Origin of the sequence: Scleromatobacter humisilvae (assembly GCF_023231945.1) — a bacterium.
Classification (GTDB): domain Bacteria; phylum Pseudomonadota; class Gammaproteobacteria; order Burkholderiales; family Burkholderiaceae_C; genus Scleromatobacter; species Scleromatobacter humisilvae.
Map to the genome: position 1 here is coordinate 940,904 of NZ_JAJLJH010000001.1, position 20,897 is coordinate 961,800.

Annotated in this window: 23 protein-coding genes; 17 read left to right on the top strand and 6 right to left on the bottom strand. The window is 63.9% G+C overall.

From position 1 onward, the window contains the following. The first annotated feature begins 78 nt into the window (after nucleotides 1-78). Nucleotides 79-1,347: a S1C family serine protease gene (locus tag LPC04_RS04485; protein ID WP_275680985.1), complete on the top strand. Its 1,269-nt coding sequence runs from the start codon at nucleotides 79-81 to the stop codon at nucleotides 1,345-1,347. A gap of 6 nt (nucleotides 1,348-1,353) precedes the next feature. Here LPC04_RS04485 and LPC04_RS04490 read toward each other — a convergent pair whose 3' ends face one another. After that, nucleotides 1,354-1,935 (bottom strand): hypothetical protein, encoded by a 582-nt coding sequence (locus tag LPC04_RS04490; protein WP_275680986.1) that lies wholly within the window; start codon nucleotides 1,933-1,935, stop codon nucleotides 1,354-1,356. A 51-nt stretch (nucleotides 1,936-1,986) separates the two neighbouring features. Next, nucleotides 1,987-2,469 carry an Lrp/AsnC family transcriptional regulator gene (locus LPC04_RS04495; RefSeq protein ID WP_275680987.1) on the bottom strand — a complete coding sequence of 161 codons (483 nt, stop codon included), beginning with the start codon at nucleotides 2,467-2,469 and terminating at the stop codon, nucleotides 1,987-1,989. A 170-nt stretch (nucleotides 2,470-2,639) separates the two neighbouring features. Between LPC04_RS04495 and glmS the strand changes: the two genes are divergently transcribed. The 4 genes from glmS to LPC04_RS04510 all read left to right on the top strand — a co-directional run bounded on the left by glmS (nucleotide 2,640) and on the right by LPC04_RS04510 (nucleotide 6,038). Further along, nucleotides 2,640-4,517, top strand: a complete 1,878-nt coding sequence (gene glmS / locus LPC04_RS04500) for a glutamine--fructose-6-phosphate transaminase (isomerizing) (protein ID WP_275680988.1) — start codon at nucleotides 2,640-2,642, stop codon at nucleotides 4,515-4,517. Nucleotides 4,518-5,215: 698 nt separating this feature from the next. Continuing rightward, nucleotides 5,216-5,392 carry a PEP-CTERM sorting domain-containing protein gene (locus LPC04_RS29060; RefSeq protein ID WP_420854696.1) on the top strand — a complete coding sequence of 59 codons (177 nt, stop codon included), beginning with the start codon at nucleotides 5,216-5,218 and terminating at the stop codon, nucleotides 5,390-5,392. Continuing rightward, on the top strand, nucleotides 5,343-5,834 hold the full coding sequence (locus tag LPC04_RS04505; RefSeq protein WP_275680989.1) for an SDR family NAD(P)-dependent oxidoreductase: 492 nt from the start codon (nucleotides 5,343-5,345) through the stop codon (nucleotides 5,832-5,834). Before LPC04_RS29060 ends, LPC04_RS04505 begins: the two co-directional genes overlap by 50 nt. A 63-nt stretch (nucleotides 5,835-5,897) precedes the next feature. Then, the gene (locus LPC04_RS04510) at nucleotides 5,898-6,038 is read left to right on the top strand and encodes a hypothetical protein (protein ID WP_275680990.1); all 141 of its coding nucleotides are present in this window, start codon (nucleotides 5,898-5,900) and stop codon (nucleotides 6,036-6,038) included. A gap of 252 nt (nucleotides 6,039-6,290) precedes the next feature. Here LPC04_RS04510 and LPC04_RS04515 read toward each other — a convergent pair whose 3' ends face one another. Then, a complete protein-coding gene (locus LPC04_RS04515) occupies nucleotides 6,291-6,869 on the bottom strand; it encodes a TetR/AcrR family transcriptional regulator (protein WP_275680991.1) in 579 nt (192 codons plus the stop codon). Between the two features lie 250 nt (nucleotides 6,870-7,119). Next, nucleotides 7,120-7,989 carry a helix-turn-helix transcriptional regulator gene (locus tag LPC04_RS04520; protein ID WP_275680992.1) on the bottom strand — a complete coding sequence of 290 codons (870 nt, stop codon included), beginning with the start codon at nucleotides 7,987-7,989 and terminating at the stop codon, nucleotides 7,120-7,122. A gap of 660 nt (nucleotides 7,990-8,649) precedes the next feature. Between LPC04_RS04520 and LPC04_RS04525 the strand changes: the two genes are divergently transcribed. From LPC04_RS04525 to LPC04_RS04545, 5 genes are all read left to right on the top strand, one after another. Then, the gene (locus LPC04_RS04525; RefSeq protein ID WP_275680993.1) at nucleotides 8,650-9,402 is read left to right on the top strand and encodes an SDR family NAD(P)-dependent oxidoreductase; all 753 of its coding nucleotides are present in this window, start codon (nucleotides 8,650-8,652) and stop codon (nucleotides 9,400-9,402) included. A gap of 110 nt (nucleotides 9,403-9,512) precedes the next feature. Then, nucleotides 9,513-10,145, top strand: a complete 633-nt coding sequence (locus tag LPC04_RS04530; protein ID WP_275680994.1) for a class I SAM-dependent methyltransferase — start codon at nucleotides 9,513-9,515, stop codon at nucleotides 10,143-10,145. Beyond that, nucleotides 10,142-10,801 (top strand): NADPH-dependent F420 reductase, encoded by a 660-nt coding sequence (locus tag LPC04_RS04535; RefSeq protein WP_338055424.1) that lies wholly within the window; start codon nucleotides 10,142-10,144, stop codon nucleotides 10,799-10,801. The genes LPC04_RS04530 and LPC04_RS04535 overlap by 4 nt, the downstream gene beginning before the upstream one ends. A 99-nt stretch (nucleotides 10,802-10,900) precedes the next feature. After that, nucleotides 10,901-11,749 (top strand): pirin family protein, encoded by an 849-nt coding sequence (locus tag LPC04_RS04540; protein ID WP_275680995.1) that lies wholly within the window; start codon nucleotides 10,901-10,903, stop codon nucleotides 11,747-11,749. A gap of 208 nt (nucleotides 11,750-11,957) precedes the next feature. Continuing rightward, entirely contained in the window at nucleotides 11,958-12,404 is a 447-nt protein-coding gene (locus tag LPC04_RS04545; RefSeq protein ID WP_275680996.1) for a nuclear transport factor 2 family protein, read from the top strand. A gap of 24 nt (nucleotides 12,405-12,428) precedes the next feature. Here the strand turns inward: LPC04_RS04545 and LPC04_RS04550 are convergent, their stop codons facing one another. Continuing rightward, nucleotides 12,429-12,797, bottom strand: coding sequence for a winged helix-turn-helix transcriptional regulator (locus tag LPC04_RS04550; protein WP_275681918.1), 369 nt, complete (start codon nucleotides 12,795-12,797; stop codon nucleotides 12,429-12,431). A gap of 112 nt (nucleotides 12,798-12,909) precedes the next feature. Here LPC04_RS04550 and LPC04_RS04555 point away from each other — a divergent pair, with 112 nt between their 5' ends. The 4 genes from LPC04_RS04555 (at nucleotide 12,910) to LPC04_RS04570 (ending at nucleotide 17,673) form a co-directional block, all read left to right on the top strand. Continuing rightward, entirely contained in the window at nucleotides 12,910-13,644 is a 735-nt protein-coding gene (locus LPC04_RS04555) for an SDR family NAD(P)-dependent oxidoreductase (RefSeq protein WP_275680997.1), read from the top strand. A 71-nt stretch (nucleotides 13,645-13,715) separates the two neighbouring features. After that, nucleotides 13,716-14,315, top strand: a complete 600-nt coding sequence (locus tag LPC04_RS04560; protein WP_275680998.1) for an NADPH-dependent F420 reductase — start codon at nucleotides 13,716-13,718, stop codon at nucleotides 14,313-14,315. 395 nt (nucleotides 14,316-14,710) lie between these two features. Beyond that, nucleotides 14,711-16,663, top strand: coding sequence for a ferritin-like domain-containing protein (locus tag LPC04_RS04565; protein ID WP_275680999.1), 1,953 nt, complete (start codon nucleotides 14,711-14,713; stop codon nucleotides 16,661-16,663). Between the two features lie 257 nt (nucleotides 16,664-16,920). Continuing rightward, complete coding sequence (locus tag LPC04_RS04570) at nucleotides 16,921-17,673, top strand: SDR family NAD(P)-dependent oxidoreductase (protein WP_275681000.1); 753 nt, start codon at nucleotides 16,921-16,923, stop codon at nucleotides 17,671-17,673. A gap of 274 nt (nucleotides 17,674-17,947) precedes the next feature. Here the strand turns inward: LPC04_RS04570 and LPC04_RS04575 are convergent, their stop codons facing one another. Continuing rightward, entirely contained in the window at nucleotides 17,948-18,874 is a 927-nt protein-coding gene (locus tag LPC04_RS04575; RefSeq protein WP_275681001.1) for a LysR family transcriptional regulator, read from the bottom strand. A 317-nt stretch (nucleotides 18,875-19,191) separates the two neighbouring features. Between LPC04_RS04575 and LPC04_RS04580 the strand changes: the two genes are divergently transcribed. The 3 genes from LPC04_RS04580 to LPC04_RS04590 are packed head-to-tail and all read left to right on the top strand — an operon-like array spanning nucleotide 19,192 to nucleotide 20,688. Further along, nucleotides 19,192-19,404, top strand: a complete 213-nt coding sequence (locus LPC04_RS04580) for a hypothetical protein (protein WP_275681002.1) — start codon at nucleotides 19,192-19,194, stop codon at nucleotides 19,402-19,404. Nucleotides 19,405-19,450: 46 nt separating this feature from the next. Next, a complete protein-coding gene (locus LPC04_RS04585) occupies nucleotides 19,451-20,026 on the top strand; it encodes a YceI family protein (protein ID WP_275681003.1) in 576 nt (191 codons plus the stop codon). A gap of 53 nt (nucleotides 20,027-20,079) precedes the next feature. Continuing rightward, nucleotides 20,080-20,688: an FMN-dependent NADH-azoreductase gene (locus LPC04_RS04590; RefSeq protein WP_275681004.1), complete on the top strand. Its 609-nt coding sequence runs from the start codon at nucleotides 20,080-20,082 to the stop codon at nucleotides 20,686-20,688. Nucleotides 20,689-20,897: the final 209 nt, after the last annotated feature.

Consider the following 20,897-nt stretch of genomic DNA (forward strand, 5'->3'; position numbering starts at 1 on the left):
CGGCCGTCCGGGGCCCGGCGCGGCGCGCGCGATCTGCTGTAATCCGATGGCCCCAGGGAGGGGTTGAAGGACAACGACTTGATCTCGATTCGCATCCTTGCGGCAGTGGCCGCCGCTTGCGGCATCTGCGCGACTGCCACCGCCCAATCCAACGACACGGCGTTTCCCGAAGCCAACGCCCCGTCTTCCCCGGCCGGCGCCGCGCCGCCCAAGTTCGAGTTCGCGCGCATCCGCTCGCGCATCGCGATCGGCGAGAAGTTCGGCTGGGTCGAGACCGGGATGTTCTGCACCGGCCGCACCGACCTGCGTGCCAACGCCAAGATCGAGGACATCGCCAACAACGAGGCCAATGCCGCGTTCAAGGCGGCGATACGCGAGCTCGGGCTTCGAAGCGCCGCCCCGGAGATCTCGTCGTTCGACACCGCCCCCGCCAAGAGCGACCCGGACTACCGCATCGGCGGCGTGCTGGAGACCATGAGCCTGCAGGAGTGCCACACGTCCACCGAACGCAAGGGCGACTTCGCCATCACCGTCAAGTGGGAGGTGTTCTCGCCCCGGCTGCAGAAGGTGGTGTACTCGCAGGTCACGTCGGGCAGCGCCCACATCGACAGCTTCGAGGCGGTCACCGGCGGCGAATTCGAGGCGCGCGCCTACCTGAAGGCGCTGCGCGAGATGATGAAGGATCCGGGCTTCGTCGCACTGAAGGCGGCGGACGGCCCGGCCGTCGCCACCGTCGGCGCGACCGTGGCCGCCCCGGCGCTCGCGCCGCTGCACCTGAAGTCCGCCGCCGCCATGGCGGGCGGCACGCAGGCCAACGCGCCGGCGCTGCGCAACGCGGTGGCGACCGTGCTGCGCGACAACGTCAGCGGCTCGGCCTTCTACGTCGCCGACGGCTACCTGCTCACCAATCACCACGTGGTGGGCAACGCGCACTACGTCAAGGTGAAGCTGTCCGGCGGCCGCATCATCGTCGGCGAGGTCGTGCGCGACGACGCGCGGCGCGACGTCGCGCTGATCAAGACCGAGCCGGCCGGCGTTCCCGTGCTGCACGTGAGCATGGGCGACCCGGCCGTCGGCAGCGACGTGTTCGCGATCGGCTCGCCGCTGGGCCAGGAGCTCGCGGGCACCTTCACGCGCGGCGTCCTCAGCGGCAACCGCGAGGTCAACGGGCTCGAGTACCTGCAGAGCGACGTGGCCATCAACCCGGGCAACAGCGGCGGCCCGCTGCTGGACGGCACCTCCACGGTCGTCGGCATGGCGGTGCTCAAGATCACGCAGGCGTCCGGCCTGTCGTTCTTCATCCCGATGCGCGACGTGGCCAACACGCTGCAGCTGATCTTCGACTGAGCTGTCTCAGCCCGCCTTCTTCGCCGCCGCCAGCAGCCTCGGGATCTCGCCTTTGCAGGCCGTGAGGTTGCCGGCGTACTCCTCGGGGCTGTCGAACAGCCGCTGCGCCTCCTGCAGCTTCGCAAGCTGCTGCTTCGCGTAGTGCAGCACGTCGTCGGGCGTGGCCGAGTCGGGGAACGGATAGACCAGCTCGCGGAACTGGCGCGCCATCTCGCGGTAGATGTGCACGTGCGTGTACTCGTGGCGCAGCACGTGCGCGTGGGCGCAGCTGCCGGGCGGCAGCTCGCGGATCACGCGCAGCACCGGATGCACGAAGCGCAGCGACACGCGCAGACCGCGGCAGCTCTTCTCGGGCACCACCGAGATCGCGTTCTCGACGGTGACCAGCCCCAGCGCCGTCGCGCCTTCCGCGGCCGACGCGCCCTGCTTGGCGAGGAAGCCCGAGCTCTTGTCGAACTCCTGGGGCGGGTCGGCGAACCAGTCGGCGACGAAGCGCACGGCCGGCTCGCACGGCGGCAGCGCCGGCGCGTCGGCCCCGCGCGCGGCGGCGCTGGCAAGCAGCAGCAGGAGGGTCGGAAGGAGGCGCATGCGAGGTGTCGGGCGGGCGTGCCCTGCCGGGGATATCGGCGCCCGCCGCCTTCAGCTTGAGCGCGGCGCCAGCGGGATGCGCGGCTCGAACTTCGCACGCCTGACGCTGAAATACGTCTTCACGTTGCGCACGTTGGCGTCCTGCGTGAACAGGCGCTGCACCAGCGCGCTCCAGGCGTTCATGTCGGGCACCCAGGCCACGAGCACGAAGTCCGGGCCGGGCGAGACGCGGTAGCACTGCTGGACGCCCTCCTCGGCCGTCGCACGCGCCTCGAACGCGTCGAGCAGCTCGGCGCCCTGGCGGTCGAGCGACACCTCGGCGATGGCAGTCAGGCCCTCGTCGAACAGGCGCGGCGCGAGCACGGCCACCTGGCGCTCGATGACGCCCGTCTCGGTCAGGCGGCGAACCCGGCGCAGCGCCGTGGCCGGCGACACGCCCGCGGCCTCGGCCAGCGCCTGGTTGGTGCGGCTGGCGTCGACTTGCAGCAGGTCGAGCAGACGGCGGTCGATGTCATCGGGGACGTCTTCCCCCATCTTGGGGAGATTTTTTATTTCATCCATTGACGAATTATGCACTTTTCAATCTATTCATCATATCGGTGCATTTTTCATTCAACTTGTCGACCTATTTGCAAGCATCAATCTCACCGAGCCATCCAGAATTCACCCATCGCGCAACCGCAACCCGTTCCAGGAGTCCTCCCATGTGTGGCATCGTCGCCGGCGTCAGTACCCGCAACATCGTTCCCATCCTCGTCGAGGGCCTGAAGCGGCTTGAATACCGCGGCTACGATTCCTGCGGCGTCGCCGTGCACCAGGACGGCGTGCTGCGCCGCACGCGCAGCACCGCGCGCGTGGCGGAGCTCCAGGAGCAGGTCAACGCCGACCACGTGCAGTCGGGCACCGGCATCGCCCACACCCGCTGGGCCACGCACGGCGCGCCGGCGGTGCACAACGCGCACCCGCATTTCTCGGGCACGCTGGGCCCCGAGGCCGCCGCCAGCCCGCAGGCCGCCGAACGCGGTGCGCGCATCGCGCTCGTGCACAACGGCATCATCGAGAACCACGACGAGCTGCGCGACGAACTCAAGGCCAAGGGCTTCCGCTTCGAGAGCCAGACCGACACCGAGGTCATCGCCCACCTGGTCAACCACCTGTACGACGGCGACCTGTTCGACGCGGTGCAGCGCGCCGTCGCCCGCCTCAAGGGCGCCTACGCGATCGCCGTCTTCTGCCGCGACGAACCACACCGCGTGATCGGCGCGCGCGCCGGCTCGCCGCTGGTGCTGGGCATCGGCGAGGGCGAGAACTTCCTCGCCTCCGATGCGATGGCGCTGGCCGGCGTCACCGACCAGATCGTCTACCTGGAAGAAGGCGACGTCGTCGACGTGCAGCTCGGCAAGCACTGGATCAACGGCCTGCACGCGGACGGCACGCTCAAGACCGTGCTGCGCGAAGTGCGCACCGTGCACGCCCACACCGGCGCGGCCGAACTGGGCCCGTACCGCCACTACATGCAGAAGGAGATCTTCGAGCAGCCGCGCGCGATCGGCGATACCCTGGACGGTATCAACGGCATCAGCCCCGAGCTGTTCGGCGACGGTGCGTACAGCGCGTTCAAGGACGTCGACCAGGTGCTGATCCTGGCCTGCGGCACCAGCTACTACGCCGGCAGCGTCGCGCGCTACTGGCTCGAGAGCATCGCGAAGATCCCCACCAGCATCGAAGTCGCCAGCGAGTATCGCTACCGCGACAGCGTGCCCAACCCGCGCACGCTGGTCGTCACCATCAGCCAGAGCGGCGAGACGGCCGACACCATCTCCGCGCTCAAGCACGCGCGCTCGCTCGGCATGACCAACACGCTGACCATCTGCAACGTGCAGACCAGCGCGATGGTGCGGGAGTGCAGGTTCAACTTCATCACGCGCGCCGGCGCCGAGATCGGTGTCGCCTCGACCAAGGCGTTCACGACGCAGCTCGTCGGCCTGTTCGTGCTCACGCTCGCGCTCGCGCAGGTGCGCGGCCACCTGCCCGACGACGTCGAGGCCGACCACCTCAAGGCCCTGCGCCACCTGCCTGCCGGCGTGCAGGCCGTGCTCGCACTCGAGCCGCAGATCATGGCTTGGAGCGAGGAGTTTGCCGCCAAGGAGAATGCCCTCTTCCTCGGCCGCGGCCTGCACTACCCGATCGCCCTCGAAGGCGCGCTCAAGCTCAAGGAGATCAGCTACATCCACGCCGAGGCCTATCCGGCCGGCGAACTCAAGCACGGCCCGCTGGCCCTGGTGACGTCGGCAATGCCCGTCGTCACCGTCGCCCCCAACGATGCCCTGCTCGAGAAGCTCAAGAGCAACATGCAGGAAGTCCGCGCCCGCGGTGGCGAACTCTTCGTCTTCGCCGACGCCGACTCCCGCATCGAGAGCGACACCGGCCTGCACGTGATCCGCATGCCCGAACACTACGGCGTGCTATCGCCGATCCTGCACGTGGTGACGCTGCAGCTGCTGGCCTATCACACCGCTTGCGCGCGGGGCACGGATGTGGATAAGCCGCGCAATCTGGCGAAGAGCGTGACGGTGGAGTGAGGGGCTTGCGATTGCGGCTGGTGTGCGGAGCGGAAAGTGAAGGTGAAACGGACCTCGCCAAGAAAGTGAAACGAGGGCCATCGAGAAAGTGAAACACTTATGAGGAGTGCTCTCGATGACCTCGGTTTTCCGCTTGAGAGGAAGTTAGGAACACCTCGCGTTTTTCGCGGCGAAACTTGTAAGTTTTCTGTAACAACCATTCGCATTGCGATAAAAGGGGCCGCAGTGCATTCGATGGGCACCCGCTTTTCACTTCGGCGCGGCTCCAAGAAGGCGGCGGTGAAGCGCCAGCTGACGGCATCTGGCAGCCCAGCTAGCAGGCCCAGTCGGTGGACCAGCTTCCGGCCGTGCGACAGGCTGCTAGCCCGGCTCATCAGTCTCCGCAGCTAGCCTTGGGGCCAATCGCCCCTCAAGGGACGCACGTCTAGCGGGGCACAGCGCTGCGGCCCCCGGGGTTCAGACGCAGCATCCCGGGCCAGCCGGAGCTGCCGGAGCTGGCGGAGCTTCGACCGCTCCCAGTGCTTTGAGGGGCCACACCCTTCGACCTCCTGAAACGTAAAGTGCGGCAGGACCAGCGCTGGCTACATAAACCAGGGCCCTAGACGAGCCGTATCCAGTTTGTCTCTCCCTGCCATGCCAAACACCCCACAGAACGTCACGCGCTCGTGTGACGCCAATCCGGCATCGCAGGCGCCGTCGTGGCGCTTCTGGCAGCCGGCTCGGCCAACATCTCCCTCACCACGAGCGCCGTTCCCGAGCCTGCGTCGGCGTTCGCGATGCTCCTGGGCATGGGCGTGTTGGCAGCGCGAAGGCGAACGGCAGCCTATGGGTCCATCCAGGCCTTCGCTTCCAGGGCCCGGCGTATCGCCTCGTAGCCATCGTGCGGGTACATCGGCCATCGACCCGGCCGACTTCGAGCGCTGCTGGAAGATCGGCTGCTTCGGTGGCTTCCTCGTGGCCCAGGCCGCCGCCAGGCGGATGGTCAAGCGCGGCCGCGGCACCATCATCTTCTCCGGCGCCACCGCGGCGCTTCGCGGCAGCGCAGGCTTCGCCAACCTGGCGGTGCCGAAGTTCGGCCTGCGCGCGCTCGCCCAGAGCATGGCACGCGAGCTCGGCCCTCAAGGCATCCACGTGGCCTTCGTCGTCATCGACGGCCAGATCGAATCCGCGCGCTACCAGCACCTGATCGCGGAACGCGGCGAGGACTCCCTCCTGGCGCCCGACGCGATTGCGCAGACCTACTGGGCCATCCACCAGCAGCCGCGCAGCGCCTGGACGTTCGAGACCGACCTGCGCCCCTGGGCGGAGAAGTTCTGAGCCAGCCCGCGCATTCGCCCAAACCAGCCACCCACTCTTGGCCACCATTCAACGAAGCACATCATGACCCCCTTCAACGTCCCGACGCGCGACGAAGTCAGCGCGCCCAACCAGGCGATCTTCGACGACATCGCGAAGCGCCGCGGCAAGGTCACGAACCTCTTCGCGACGTTCGCACACTCGGAGAACGCGCTGGGACCCTAGCGCTACTCGCTGGGATGAACGAGTGAGGTTCGCGGGTAAATCCACTGCGGTGAAAGGCCAGGGAACGTGCCTGCTCCCCATCGATCCAGCTCGCGGTCGATTTTCAGGGAGGCTAGGTTGTAGAAGACGCTGTGCCGTCGGCGGCCGCAGACGCGCCGGCGGCGCGGACGGGCGCCGCACTCTTCATCGCAGGCTTCTTCACTGCTGACTTCGAGGCAGCTCATTGACAGCCGGCTTCCTCTTTGTTCTGATTTAACGCGCCTTTTTCCGCGCCACTTCGCTTGGGAGCTTCGTCAGGATTCCGCTCGCAACTATGCGAACGAGATGATCCGACCTTGGCGCGAATGAGGGCAAGTCGACGAGCCAGCCGAGGGCAGCCATCAAGCCGAACAGGTCGTCGCCAGTCATGTCGACGCGCGCCGTACCTTCGGTCTGAGCACGCAGCAACAGGCGTGCGCTCGCTGCGTGCACCGCCGCACATGAAGCATAGAGCGCGGACTCCGGATTCGTGTGGGCAGCCGCCATCAGGGCGACGGCGTCCCGATGGCCTTGCGCGAATGCCATCCATTCACTGAGCCAGGACAAGAGCGCTTTGCCTGGCGCAGTCGACGTTTCGAGTTCGCCTGCCCTCCTGGTCAACGCATCCAGGCTCGTGCGCAGCAATGCCTCAAAGAGGGCCTCCCGCGTCGGGAAGTGGCGAAGCAACGTGGCGAGCCCGACATCCGCCCTGCGGGCGATGTCGCGCATGGAGGCCTCTGCGCCGTGCTCGCTGACGATGTCTCGCGCGACTTCAAGCAGGTGGCTGTAATTCTTTTGAGCGTCAGATCGCATGGGTGGGACTTAGAACATGAATCACCAATCCAAATCAACGAGCCAAACGAGTCTCAGGCATCATATGGATCGCTGATCCGTATCATACAGCGCCGATTGCCGAGGGAATGCCGCACTCCTCGACAGGACGACAGGTCATGGCATGGATGGGCACGACGGCATCGTCGGCACAGGCGGCATGGCCGCGGCCGGGCCATCACGTCGGTCCACTGACGCCGCGCCGCAAGTCACTTGGAGCCCGCGAGAAAATCTAACTCAAGACAGCGGCTCGGAAGACGCCTGGCGTCACGCCCATCAGCCGCCGGAACGTTGCGACAAAGTGGGCGGGCGTGGCAAAGCCCAAGCTCTCAGCAACGTCAGCCACCGACAAGCCAGGCTTCTTCAGCATCGCCATTCCGCGTTCGAGCCTGCGCAGCACGACGTACTGATGCGGTGTCATGCCACTTTGCTGGCGAAAAGCCCGGATGAAATGATTGACGCTCAAGCTTGCAGCGCTCGCAAGTTGATCGAGAGTCGGCGATGGTGACGCGGCATCTTCCAAAGACGCAATGATCAGGTCGTCGACTCGCTGACGGGCCGCACGCGCAAGTCCCCCGCGAGCGGGTTCGCGCGAGCGTCTGTCACCGCGATTCTGGAGCCGAGTTCCAATTCGACGAGCGGCTGACTCAAGCAGCATGGGGTCGTCCCGGTCCCCGCGTGTAGCGGCAACCATCAGCTGTACCGCGGCCGCCCGCAGTTCGCTGTCTCGTGAGTTGACCAGGCCAAAGCAATCAAACGGTCCGTCGACGACCGACTCGAGAAAGCTGACCCGGAGAAAAAGCTGCAAGACGTCTGAGGGCCCGTCAATGGACAGCCGAACTCGCGTTTGCGCGGGCGTCACCGTGATACCGCCGAGCGCCGCCACGTACTCGCGCTGCCCTGAGTTGCCCAGTCCCTGCCGTACCGGCACGCCATCTTGCAAACTTATCGTCACCCGCACGACGTCCGAAGGACTGATGTCGAGCTCGGCGCCATCATGCCGCCATCGCGCGACAACCGCGCCTGGCGACGTCGGCTCGCCGACGGTATGCATGAACAGCGGCCGGCCTGCCGCAGAGGCCGTTTCATCTACAGGCGTCATGAGCCATTCTCGCGGTGCCGCGCGTCGGCATCAAGCGCTCTCGGAAAGGGGCTGATTCTTCTCGATCCGCATCGCCGTCGAAACGCAGATGTGGTCGGATGACAAGCCCGGAGATGTAGCTCAGCCGTTAGCCGAAGACTGCGGCCCCCAACGCGACAATTGGTGAAACAAATGTTGATTTCGCGATACCGCCGCTTGCAATGTGGGGCGCAACATCGTTTTCCGGAGTGAGTAGTCGGGCAAGGCATGGTTACCTCCGTCGGTCGCTCCGGATATTCGAAGACCGAGGCCTAACGCGACATTGCAACTACCAGGAATGGCCATTCACGTTGGATCTCACATCATGACGAAGCCTCGGCTTTGGCGGTTAGCTGTCGAGGAGCGGGCCGGCCAGACGCCGACTCCAGGCCGCCCCCAAGTGCGCGCCGCCATGCCAGCCCGAGGTCGACGCTTTCCAGGGCGAATTCGATGGTATCCATCTACGAGGGAGATGGATTGCATCTCGATATGCCGTCTTCTCAAGAGGCCGGTGCGCTCCTAGCATTCTTTTTCTGACAGCCACCCGATTTGCAATTCGCGGGAGCCGCGAGCGTCGTCCTGTTGCTTGACTTCAGCTCCGACAGCCGCCGTACCCGTTTCCTTTCGAAAGGATGAAAGATCATGAAAAGCCTGGAAGGCAAGATTGCGGTCGTCACGGGCGGAAGCAGCGGGATTGGCCTGGCCACTGCCAAGCGCATCGTCGACGAAGGCGCGCACGTCGTCATCACGGGGCGCCGTGAGAATGAGCTGAAGGAGGCTGCCGCCGTCATCGGGAAGAACGTGACGACGGTCGTCGGCGACGTGTCGCGACTGGACGATCTCGACCGGCTTTATGCCGTCGTGAAAGAGAAGCACGGCCACGTGGATGTTCTCTTCGCAAACGCGGGCGCAGGGACGATCGCGCCACTCGCCGCAGCAACCGAGGCCCATTTCGACCAGACCTTCGACGTGAACGTGAAGGGGATGTTCTTCACGGTGCAGAAGGCCCTTCCCCTTTTCAAGGACGGCGGCTCGATCATCCTGACGTCTTCGGTCTCCAACGTGAAAGGGCTTCCAGGATTTACCGTGTACGCCGCGAGCAAGGCGGCTGTTCGCAACTTCGCACGGGGCTGGGCTCTGGAGTTGAAGGACCGCAAGATTCGCGTGAACTGCCTGAGCCCAGGAGCCATCGACACCCCGGCCTTGGCGACGACGACGGGTCTTACCCCTGAACAGGCGGAGCAGGCAGCCGCACAGTTCACCTCGCAAATCCCGATGGGCCGACGAGGCATGCCCGAGGAAATCGCTGCGGCAGTCGTGTTCCTAGCCTCCGATGAAAGTTCGTACATCACGGGTATCGATCTTCCCGTCGATGGGGGATGGGCCCAGGGTTGACCGTGGCTTGATCCGCTGGCTGGACCTGCTAGACAAACGCTCGCATGGTCGCGGCATGACGTACGCGACCACATAGTTCAATCGAATACCTTACGTAGAGAAAAAGGCACATGTACGACCAATCCAAGCTGGCGGAGTTGATCCGCTTCTCGGGCGCCGATGCGGGCGCCACTGTCATCGATGTCTATCCAGGCGCCGGTGACTGGACCCGTCTTTTCTCAGACGTGGTGGGACCCGAGGGCCGCGTCTACAGCTTCGTGCCGGGCGAAGTCGCCCACTTCAAGAACGATCCGGTCGGTCTCATGCGGACGCTGGCGAAGGAGCCGGGCCGAGAGAACGTCGAGGTCATTTCGGCGGACCTGGTGGCGCTGCCGCCGGCCGCTCGACCGGCTGACGTCCTGTGGATGCACTTGTTCTACCACGACCTCCACACTGCGCTCATGCAGGCCAAGGGCGCGACGGCGGCCGATTTCAATCGAACTGTCTACGAACGACTGAAGCCCGGTGGGTACTACGTCATCGTCGATCACGCCACCGCCGCCGGGGAGGGCACGACCAACGCCCAGTCTTTGCATCGGATTGACCCAGCGACCGTGCGCAAGGAGGTCGAAGCAGCAGGCTTCCTGCTTGACGCAGAGAGCACCGTTCTCGCCAACAAGCGCGATCCGCACTCGAACAAGGTGTTCGACCCCTCGATCAAGGGTGAGACTGATCGCTTCGCCTATCGGTTCTTGAAGCCATGACGGCTTCCCGCCAGCTTCTTGGCGCGCTCACCACTGGGGAAAAACAAGCACGAAGGGCAAATGCGGTGTCCTACGCCATCGTTGGATCGGGTTCTGTCGGCACGGCGCTAGCCACGCAGTTTGCAAGACGTGGCATTGAAGTGGCAATCGCCAACACACGCGGTCCCGAGTCGCTCGTCGCACTGGCCAATAGTTTGGGACCGACGGTTCGGCCCGTCACGCTCACACAAGCACTGGAGGCGGGAATCATCATCCTTGCCGTGCCTTTCGCTTCGCATGAAGCTTTGGCACGAACCAGGTCTGACTGGAGCGGCAAGACGGTCATCGACGCATCGAATTACCGCGACCTGAACCTCGAACCGATTGGCGGCCTTCAATCCAGCGATTTCGTGGCCAACGCGCTGCCTGGCGCGAAGGTCGTCAAGACATTCAATCAGCTGCCCGCAGCGTTGTTGGCCCGCGAGCCCCACGAGGCGGGAGGAAGGCAGGTGATCTTTGTGGCCGGAAATCATGAAGACGCAAACGCTGAAGTCGCCTCGCTCGTATCGGCACTCGGGTTCGCGCCCATCGTGCTTGGCCGCGTCGACCAAGGCGGTCGCCTGTTGCGTTTTCGCGGTCCGCTTGTTCTTCAAAACCTCATCATGCCGGATGCGTAGTCGACTTATGTTGGGCTATCACAGTGAAGCGAGTCCTGGCCTTCGGCGCCTTGCCGTCAGTGACCGGGTCCATCACACGCCGGACGACAGGCACCTCCTATGAACGCACGCAATCCGATGTTCGTCCGCGAAGTGGCACGCATCGACTGTCCGGAGTTCACGCCCGGGCACGCCCGGGGCCACAGGTCCCGCCGATTGATCGACGCCTCGGACTCATCTTTCGCCGACCCGTTCCTGATCATGGCAGAGGACTGGACGACGCAGGGCGCCTTTCCTGTCCATCCTCACCGGGGCATTGAGACCGTGACCTTCATCATCGAAGGTGCCCTTCAGCATCGCGACAGTGCGGGTTACGGCGGCGTCCTCCACGCGGGGGATGCCCAATGGATGACGGCGGGCCGCGGCCTCCAGCATGAAGAAAATCCATTGGAGGGCACGACCGCCCACACGCTGCAGTTGTGGGTGAACTTGCCGGCGGCAGCCAAGCTGACCGAGCCACGCTATCAAGACTTGATTGAGGGCGCGATGCCGGTCAGAAAGGAGCCGGGCGTATTCGTGCGGGTCTACTCGGGAAGTTCAGGCGACGCGATATCTCAAACACTCAATCACGTTCCGGTGACGATGCTCGAGGTGCGACTCGAGGCGGGCGCAACGTTTCGCGAGCAGTTGCCGGCCAACCAGAACGCCTTTATCTACGTTCTCGAAGGCGCTCTGAGGGTCGGAGAGATGGAGACGTCCGTTGAGACCGACGAGCTTGCTTGGCTGACGCATTCGGAAGAAGCCGGCTTGTCGGAACTCGCGTTCACCGCTCGCAACACGCACGCCCGACTTCTTCTGTTCGCGGCCCGACCGTTGAACGAGCCGATCGCGTTCGGCGGCCCCTTCGTCATGAACACGCCCGATGAGATCGCACAGGCATACGCCGACTTCCGTGCTGGGAAGTTCTAGCCTATGACTTCACCTTGCTGTCCGAAGGAAGTCATACATCCAGGCTTCATCAGGCAACGATATCGGTAAAGACAGTCGTCTAGGCTGGCAAAGAACGGTCTCGAACCCAGGCCTTTCGACATGAAAGTCGATAGACCTGAGTGACCGGAGCCGCGTCCTCATCCGCAGGTCCACAAGCGCCCGACCAGGTCGGAACGGAGAGAGTTCCATGAGCATCGAAGACAACGTCCAGACCGTCAAGGACTTCTTTGCCGCCATCGGCAGCGGCGATAGACACGGCCTGATGGCGCTATGCGCCGAGGACATTGAATGGATTGTTCCGGGCGACGGCTGGGCCCTGGCAGGGATACATCGCGGACATGCCGGATTGGAAGATCTGCTAAAGAAGGCCTCCGGTCTGGAGACTTCATTCCCGCAACCTCCGCAGTTCGTCGCTCAGGGAGACCGGGTATTGATGATCGGACTCGCTCGGGGAAAGGTGAAGGCGACGAACAGACCGTTCGAAGACCATTTTGTCTTCGCCATGACGGTCAGAAGCGGCAAGGTGACCAACATCCGGGAGTACGTCGACACGCAAGCACTGGCGCGCGCGTCCGAGACAAGCGTGGCGGACGAACGTGCGCGGCGAAATGCACGAGTCGACAGCCAAGGCTGAACTCAGCGGCGCTTCAGCATCGTGCTAGGAAGGCAACGCATCGCGCTTGGCGAAGATCCTCGCCATCTCCGCCGCGTTCTGGGTTCCCCAGGTGCAGAGCGGAATGATCGCTTCGGCCAAGCCGCGACCGAGCGGAGTCAGAGCGTAGTCCACACGCGGAGGCACCTCTTTGTAGTCCGTTCGCGCCAGCACCTGGTCAGCCTCCAGATCCTTCAGCTGCTGAATGAGCACCTTGTCGCTGACGTCCCGGATCAAGCGCCTGAGCTCGCCGTAGCGCTTCGGGCCGTCACGGAGGAAGAACAGGATCAGCGGCTTCCACTTGCCCGAAATGACGCGGAGCGTGGCGTTGAGCCCGCAGCCGGAATCGCAGACTTCAGGAGGCGTTGGCGTCATTTTTTGATACTTACCTAAATGTGCATACTTGTCCATAGGTTATCAGAACTCCATAGTTGTTGCAGGTAGGCACTTATCAAGCTTCCCTGCAACTCAACCAAGGATCCATGACATGACCAGACTGAATGGAAAGACCGCCGTCATCACCGGCGGCGCTACCGGCATCGGCCTCGCCGCAGCAAAGCGTTTCATCGAAGAGGGCGCCTTCGTCTTTATCTTCGGCCGCCGGCAGGACGCGCTCGACGCTGCGATTGCCACGCTCGGGCCCAACGCGCGCGCGGTGAAGGGCTCGGTCTCCGATCTGGCCGATCTCGACCGCCTCTACGCGGCGGTGAAGGCGGAGCGGGGAACGCTCGACATCGTCTTCGCCAATGCCGGGGCGGGTAGCCCGGTTCCGCTCGGCAAGATCACCGCCGCGCACATCGACGACACTTTCGACACCAACGTGAAAGGGACGATCTTCACGGTCCAGCAAGCGCTGCCGCTGATGGGCAAGGGCGGCTCGATCATCCTGACTGGATCGAGCGCCGGCACCACGGGCGCCCCGGGGTTCACCGCTTACAGCGCGAGCAAGGCAGCCGTGCGCAATCTCGCGCGGACCTGGGCGGAGGACCTGAAGGGCACCGGCATCCGCGTCAACGTGCTGTCGCCCGGAGCGACGGCAACCGAACTCGCGAAGGCATCGCTGGGTGAGGAGGGCCAGAAGGCCTACGGCGCGATGACGCCCCTCCAGCGCATGGCCGATCCGTCCGAGATCGCGGCGGCCGCCGCCTTCCTCGCGTCGCCCGACAGCAGTTTCATGACCGCCAGCGAGCTTGCCGTCGACGGCGGCCTGGCTCAACTCTGACGCCCCGCGCCCGGCCATTCGCTTCTTTCGACATGCGCACCCGGTCGGGCGCATCCAACCCAAGGAACACCATGAGCTACGCAATCATCGGCTTCGGCAAGATCGGCCACGCCCTTGCCAAGGCGTTTGCCCGCAACGGGATCGAAGTGTCCGTCGCCACCACGCGCAACCCGCAAAGCTTTGCAGCCGATGCGGCGGCGATCGGACCCAAAGTCATCGCCAAAAACCTGGCGGATGCCGTCAAGGCAGACGTCATCTTCCTGGCTGTCCGCTTCGAGTCGCGTGGGGACGTCGCAAAGGCGCTTCCCAACTGGCAGGGGAAGACCATCGTCGATGTGACCAATGCCTACGGCGTCCCCCCCGAGCAACTGGGAGGACAGCCCTCGGCCCAGGCCGTCGCACAGGCCTTCGCTGGCGCGAAGGTGGTCAAGGGCTTCAACCACCTGGTCGCGGCCGTCCTCGATCAGGACCCGGCAGTCCATGGCGGCAGGAGAGTCGTCTTCCTGACGAGCGATGACGACGGCGCTGCATCCGAGATTGGCACGCTTGCCGAGAAGCTCGGTTTCGCGCCGATCAAGCTTGGCAAGATTTCCGAAGGCGGCCTCCTCGTGCACGCGCGAGGAAACACCTGGGGGCAGTTGATCTTCAAGGACCTGGTCAAGTTCGACTGACGTACCGCGATTGCAATCTGCGGTGGGAATCCCGCTCGTGGGCAGAAGCGGGCGCGAGCATCGGCTGAACTCGCAGGCGAGCGCCGCTTTTCGAAGGCCACTGGGCCTGATGCTTGCTCGTCGAGGCCGACTCCACCGGGGACGGTTCACGCGTAAACGACGCTTCGAAGAGCGACACGGCCCCATGCGGCTCGGAGACCGTGCCAATCACAACCGAGCCTTCGTTGCTCGCGGATTGGCGCGTCTCTCCCGATCGAATTTGCCGCGGACTTTTGGCAAGTCTCACGGCGTCAACCTGCACACGTACATCGGACGGTCGGCAAGCCAACGCATCTCCTTGATTTCCCGCGTCCACGTACACGCATCGCCCCAGATCGCTTACCTCAGAGGACCCCTTGCAGCCTGCAACCCATCGCGACCAGTTGATCACCATGCTCGCCGAAGCCGCCGAGATCGAGCATTGCCTGATGTGCACTTACCTGTACGCCGCGTTTTCGCTCAAGCAAGGCGTCGACGAAGATCTGCTCGAGCATGAACTCAGCGCGGTCAAGCGTTGGCGCGCAGAGATCATCGCCATCGCCACGGAGGAGATGCTTCACCTCGCGCTCGTCAACAATCTGCTGATGGCGGTCGGTTCGAGGCCTCATTACCGGCACTTCAATTTTCCCGCCTTGCCCGGCCAGTTTCCTGCCGACGTTGCGGTAGCGCTGCTGCCCTTCGATGCTGCCACCCTCGACCATTTCATCTACGTGGAGCGTCCGAGGGAGACCGACGAGACAGACGGTGCGGACATCGACAAGGCCGAGTATTCGCGTGACATGGATGGCGCGAACAGGGTCAGTGAAATCAGCGGCGACTACGACACGGTTGGGGAGCTGTACCAATCCATCGCCGACAGCCTGGCGCCGCTCGCAACGAGCCTCGGCGAAGAAGGCCTTTTCGTTGGCGCCGTGGCGGCACAGCTGACCGAGAAGGATGTGTTCCTCCCCGGCCTGTGCGCTATCTCGACGGTCGCGCAGGCGACAACGGCACTCGGCCTCATCGTCGAACAGGGAGAAGGATCGCGGGTGTGCCACGAGACGTCGCACTACGCTCGCTTTCGCACAATTCGACAGCAGTGGCAGGCGTTGTCGAGCGATCGCCCCGCGTTCAAGCCGTACCGTGACGTGGCACGCAACCCCGTGATGCGGTCACCCGTGACAACTGAAGAACGCGTACAGATCGTCAGCGAGCCCGCCATTTCGCTGCTGGACGTCGGCAACAGCAGCTATTTCTTGATGCTGCGACTGCTCGCGCTCATGAGCGATACCGCCAACTGCCGGCTGCCGCGGGCGGTCGTCGTGGCGCAGGCGACGACGCTCATGCACGCGCTTGCGGACGTGGGCGTTGCGCTGACGGGCCTGCCAGCGAGTCCCGCGCATCCGGGCGTGCGGGCCGGGCTGACATTCAGCCTGACGCGCACCGCGTTCGGATATGAGTCGCCGGTGTCCGCCGCCAAGTTGATTTCCGAGCGCATGGAACTGCTGGCCACGCATGCGCAGCAGTGTGTCGCCGCCCTTCCCGCTCTGGAACTGTTTGCCAAAAGGCTGCGCGATGCGGCCTCCGCTTGGCGAGGCGCCAGCGATGCACAACGCGCGCAGGAGGCCGATCGCCTCGCCCCCGCGGCAAGCCCGGAATCCACGCATGATGAGCACGTCGACGTCATCCGCGGCGAAAAAGGGACGATCTACTTCAATGCGAAACGTTGCATCCACTCGCGTCACTGCGTGCTTGGAGAGCCCGAAGTGTTCCGCGCCAATCGAGAGGGCGACTGGATTTTTCCGGATGCTGCCACGGCGGAACGCGTGAACCATATCGCGCTGAACTGTGTGTCGGGTGCGATTCGATTCGAACGCCATGACGGCGGCGAAAACGAGGTCGCGCCGAAAGTGAACCAGATCCGAATGCGCGAAAACGGGCCGCTGTCGGTCAACGCGGAAGTCACCCTGGTTGGCGCGGACGGTGGCGCCAATGCAGAACTGCGCGTCACGCTGTGCCGCTGTGGAAAGTCGAAAAACAAGCCGTTTTGCGATCAGTCGCACATCGCTGCAGGGTTCGTCAGTTCGGGCGAAGCGGTCACTCGGCCATCGCCTGAGTTGGAACGGCGCGATGGTCCGCTGGTGGTGACGCCACTGCGCGACGGGCCTCTCGATGTGCGAGGGTCGGCAGAGATTTGCACGGGAACCCGGCGCACCATCGACCGCACGATGTCCGTCAGGCTGTGCCGCTGTGGTCAGTCAGCTGACAAGCCGTTCTGCGATGGCAGCCATCGGGCAGCAAATTTCGAGGCGGCTGGGCGTGGTTCGTGAGGTCGCAAGGGTCTCTTGACAAGTGGATCATTGATCCATATATTTCATGTGGATCAGTGCTCCACATATGGCGGCGCGCCGGCCCTTACCAGCTGCTGCGCCAGTCCGACGAAGAGCACGTCATAGCAAGGCTTGCCATTGATGGCGGCTTAGCGAAGGTCTGACCTCGCGTTATCCCGTGCCTGGCCTCTACTGTCGCCCGGCACCAGACAACGCTTCTCCACTTTTGGAAATAGTCCACGAAAGGATTGAAGATCATGAAGAACCTAGAAGGCAAGATTGCCATCGTCACCGGCGGCAGCAGCGGGATTGGCCTGGCCACGGCCAAGCGCTTCGTCGATGAAGGTGCGCACGTCGTCATCACGGGACGCCGCGAGAAAGAGCTGAAGGAGGCTGCCGCCGTCATCGGGAAGAACGTGACGACGGTCGTCGGCGACGTGTCGCGACTGGACGATCTCGACCGGCTCTATGCTGTCGTAAAAGAAAAGCATGGTCACATCGACATTCTCTTCGCGAACGCGGGCGCAGGAACGATCGCGCCGCTCGCCGCAGCGACCGAGGCCCATTTCGACCAGACCTTCGACGTGAACGTGAAGGGGATGTTCTTCACGGTGCAGAAGGCCCTTCCCCTCTTCAAGGACGGCGGTTCGATCATCCTGAACTCCTCGGTCTCGAACGTGCTCGGGCTCCCCGGGTTCACCGCCTACGCCGCGAGCAAGGCGGCCGTGCGCAACTTCGCGCGCGGTTGGGCGTTGGAGTTGAAGGACCGCAAGATCCGCGTGAATTGCATGAGCCCGGGGGCCATCGACACCCCGGCCCTGGCAACGACGACGGGCCTGACCGCTGAACAGGCCGAGCAAGCGGTCGCACAGTTCACCTCGCAGATCCCAATGGGTCGCAGGGGCATGCCCAACGAAATCGCGTCGGCGGTCGTGTTCCTCGCCTCCGATGAGAGTTCGTACATCACGGGTATCGACCTTCCGGTCGATGGAGGCATGGCGCAAGGCTGACCTCGGCGTGGTCCCGTGCCTGACGGAAAGACCGCCAGGCGCGAGACCACGCTTCTCAAGCTAGTCATTGGCATGGACGCCGGCAGCGGCGTGCAGCACACGGCGATGCCGATGTCGTTCAGCCCGTCGTCGCAGACTTCACGGAGCCGTTTGACCTTCCAGCGATGCCAAGCAGCAATTGGCCCGACACGCCTTCGTACGGCGCCGCCGGGAACCTTGGCTTCTTTCCTGGTTCGACGATGGGCAACTTCACGCCGAAGCTCGCGGCCTCGCGCTAGCGTGCTGAGGGTTCATGCAACTCCCTTGCCGTCGACCAATCTCTTAGATGTTCGACGAGCCAACGTCCAGCGGGGCCTGGCGGCGCCGCCGCGGGATAGACGGCGGAAATGGTCAGCATGGCGCCGGCGCGGGGTACCCCATCGACGTCGAGCGCGACCAAGTCACCGGACGCGATGTCTTTCTCCACCATGTGCAGGGGCATGCCGCCCCAGCCGACACAGTCCTTGAGCAGCGCATATTTTGTGGACAGGTCGGCCAGGCGCCAGGTCGTGGACGATATGACGCCGTAGTCGCGGCCAGCAAGCAGCTGTGACCGATCGGTCAACACCAGTTGCACGTGCCTGGAGAGTTCCTTCCTGGGGATGTGGCCCTCAAACTTTGCGAGCGGGTGGTCACGGCCAGCAACCATGACCAGCGGAACGCTGCCGAGCCGGTCGGCAACCAGGGATGGAAAGTCCATGGGGAGTGAGGCGAGGATTCCCAACGTGCAGCGCCCCTCCAAGACCGGCTGATACCCGGCACCCAAGCCCTCCACGAAGATCCGCAGCGGAGTCAACGGGAAGCGCTTGGCGAACGCTATGGCCGCCTCGCTGACCGCGGCAGTCGGAAAGAAGACATCGAAGACGACTGAGAGCTCAGCCTCGACTCCCGAGTTCATGAGCTTTGCCCGAGCTTTCAGGGTGTCGACGCCAGACACGATGGCCCGCGCATCCGCCAGGAGAAGCACGCCTTCGGACGTCAGCTTGGGGAACCGCCCTGACCTGTCGAAGAGCGTCACGCCGATCTGCTCCTCCAAGGCGTTCACCCAGCCGCTGACGGCCGACTGCACGCGGTTCAGGCGCCGTGCCGCCGCGGAGAAGCTTCCTTCGTCCGCCGCAGCGATGAATGTTCTGAGCTGATCGAGGGATACGCCGTCGAGCATGAGAGTCTTTATCCATCTCTGAGAGCGATGGGTCGCATCGCAATATACCGGCTTCTCAGAATGGATGGTGGCCCTCACCATTCATACCCATGCGAGGCATCAAAAGCACACGAAGCGGCCTGCGCGCGAGGCCGTTGGCGCGCGCAGGACGGCTGTCTGCGCTGCGACTGCGGATCTCGCGAGCAACGCCGGGAAACGCTCGGCCGCGGCGCCATTTCCTGAACAACATGTCTCTCGCCAGCGGATTCACGGCGACGGTGACCAGCTTCCAAAGATTCTCCTTTTAGACCTGTATGTGTTCTTCGCGCGCAACCTTCTTGTTCTACCTGTTCGTGCTGGCGTCTTCAATCCTGTGCGCGGCATCGACGGCGTTTGCCACACAGACGACGAACCTCGGCCAGGGAGACATCGCGCTTGCAGCTAGAGACGCGGGCGGCGTGAGTGAGATCCCGCGATCGAATGCTCCCAACGTCGCCAACGACGTCGCCATCGACTTCGCATCTCTCTTGACCAGTGCAAGCCGGCTCTAAGAGCGACCGCACGATCCCATTCAATCCCAATAAAGGAGTTCTCCCAATGCGCATGACCCTCATTGCCGCAGTCACCGCGCTCGGTACGCTCAGCGGCCTGGCGCACGCTGAGGCCGCAACGTATGCCATCGACCCGATGCATACGTACGTCACCTTCGAGGCGAACCACCTCGGTACCTCCACCAATCGCGGGCGCTTCGACAAGAAGGAAGGCGCCGTGCAGTTCGACAAGGCCTCGAAGTCCGGGAAAGTGGAACTGACGCTGGACACTGGCTCCATCAACACCGGAAGCGCCATCTTCGACAAGGAACTCCAGAGCGATCACTTCCTGAACTCGGCCGCGTACCCGACAGCCAAGTTCGTGGCTGATGGCTTCACCTTCAATGGCGAGAAGGTGTCGGTGGTGAGCGGGCAACTGACGTTGCTCGGCAAGACCAACCCAGTGACGCTCAAGGCAACGAGCTTCAACTGCTACATGCACCCGATTCTCAAGCATGAGGTCTGCGGCGGCGATTTCGAGACCGTCATCCAGCGCAGCAAGTGGGGCATGAACTGGGGTCTGAACTTCGGCGTCCCGGACGACGTCAAGCTTCTGGTGCAAGTCGAAGCCGTCAAGCAATAACTCTTTTCCAAGAGTCGCCATCGTCATGGCGACTGACCCTTCATCCATCCATCATGAAACTCCTTCATCTCGACTCCAGCGTGCTCGGCGCAAACTCCGTCAGCCGCCGGTTGAGCGCGGAAATCGTTGCTCGCCAGAAGACACTGCATCCCTCGTTGGAAGTGACCTATCGCGACTTGTCGGCGGACCCGGCGCTGCATCTGTCAGGCGGCCACATGGCGGCGCTGCAAGGCTCCGCGACCGACGACGCCACGCTGACTGCCGACCTGGTCAAGGGCAATGCCTACATGGCAGAGCTTCTGGCCACCGACATCCTGGTCATCGGCGCTCCGATGTACAACCTGACCATTCCGACGCCGCTCAAGGCGTGGATCGATCGCATCGTCGTGGCGGGAAAGACGTTCGGCTACACCGCCTCTGGACCCGAAGGACTGCTGAAGGGCAAGAGGGCGTTCATCGCGTCCGCACGCGGGAACGTCTACGTGGCCGGCAGTCCCGCTGCTGCGCTGGAGCACCAGGAAAGCTACCTGATCGGGCTGCTGGGCTTCCTCGGCGTGACCGACCTCACCGTCGTGCGCGCCGAGGGGGTCGCTTTCGGTCCCGATGCCCGCGATGCGGCGGTGAACGCTGCTCTCGGCCAAATCGCTGGCTTGACGGCGTGATGCAGTTCGAGTGAGGCTGGGGCGCTGACGACATTGAAGGTCTGCTGCGCCCGCGGCACCCCAACAAGCGCCAACGACAAGCAGCCTCTCGAGCTTCACGACGCTTGGCGTACCTGACTGGAGACGACATGCAGGCGACCAAGGCCATTGCGAACCTGGCAACGTCTCTTGGGTATACGCCGCAGATCCTGAGGCGATTCGCCGTGGAA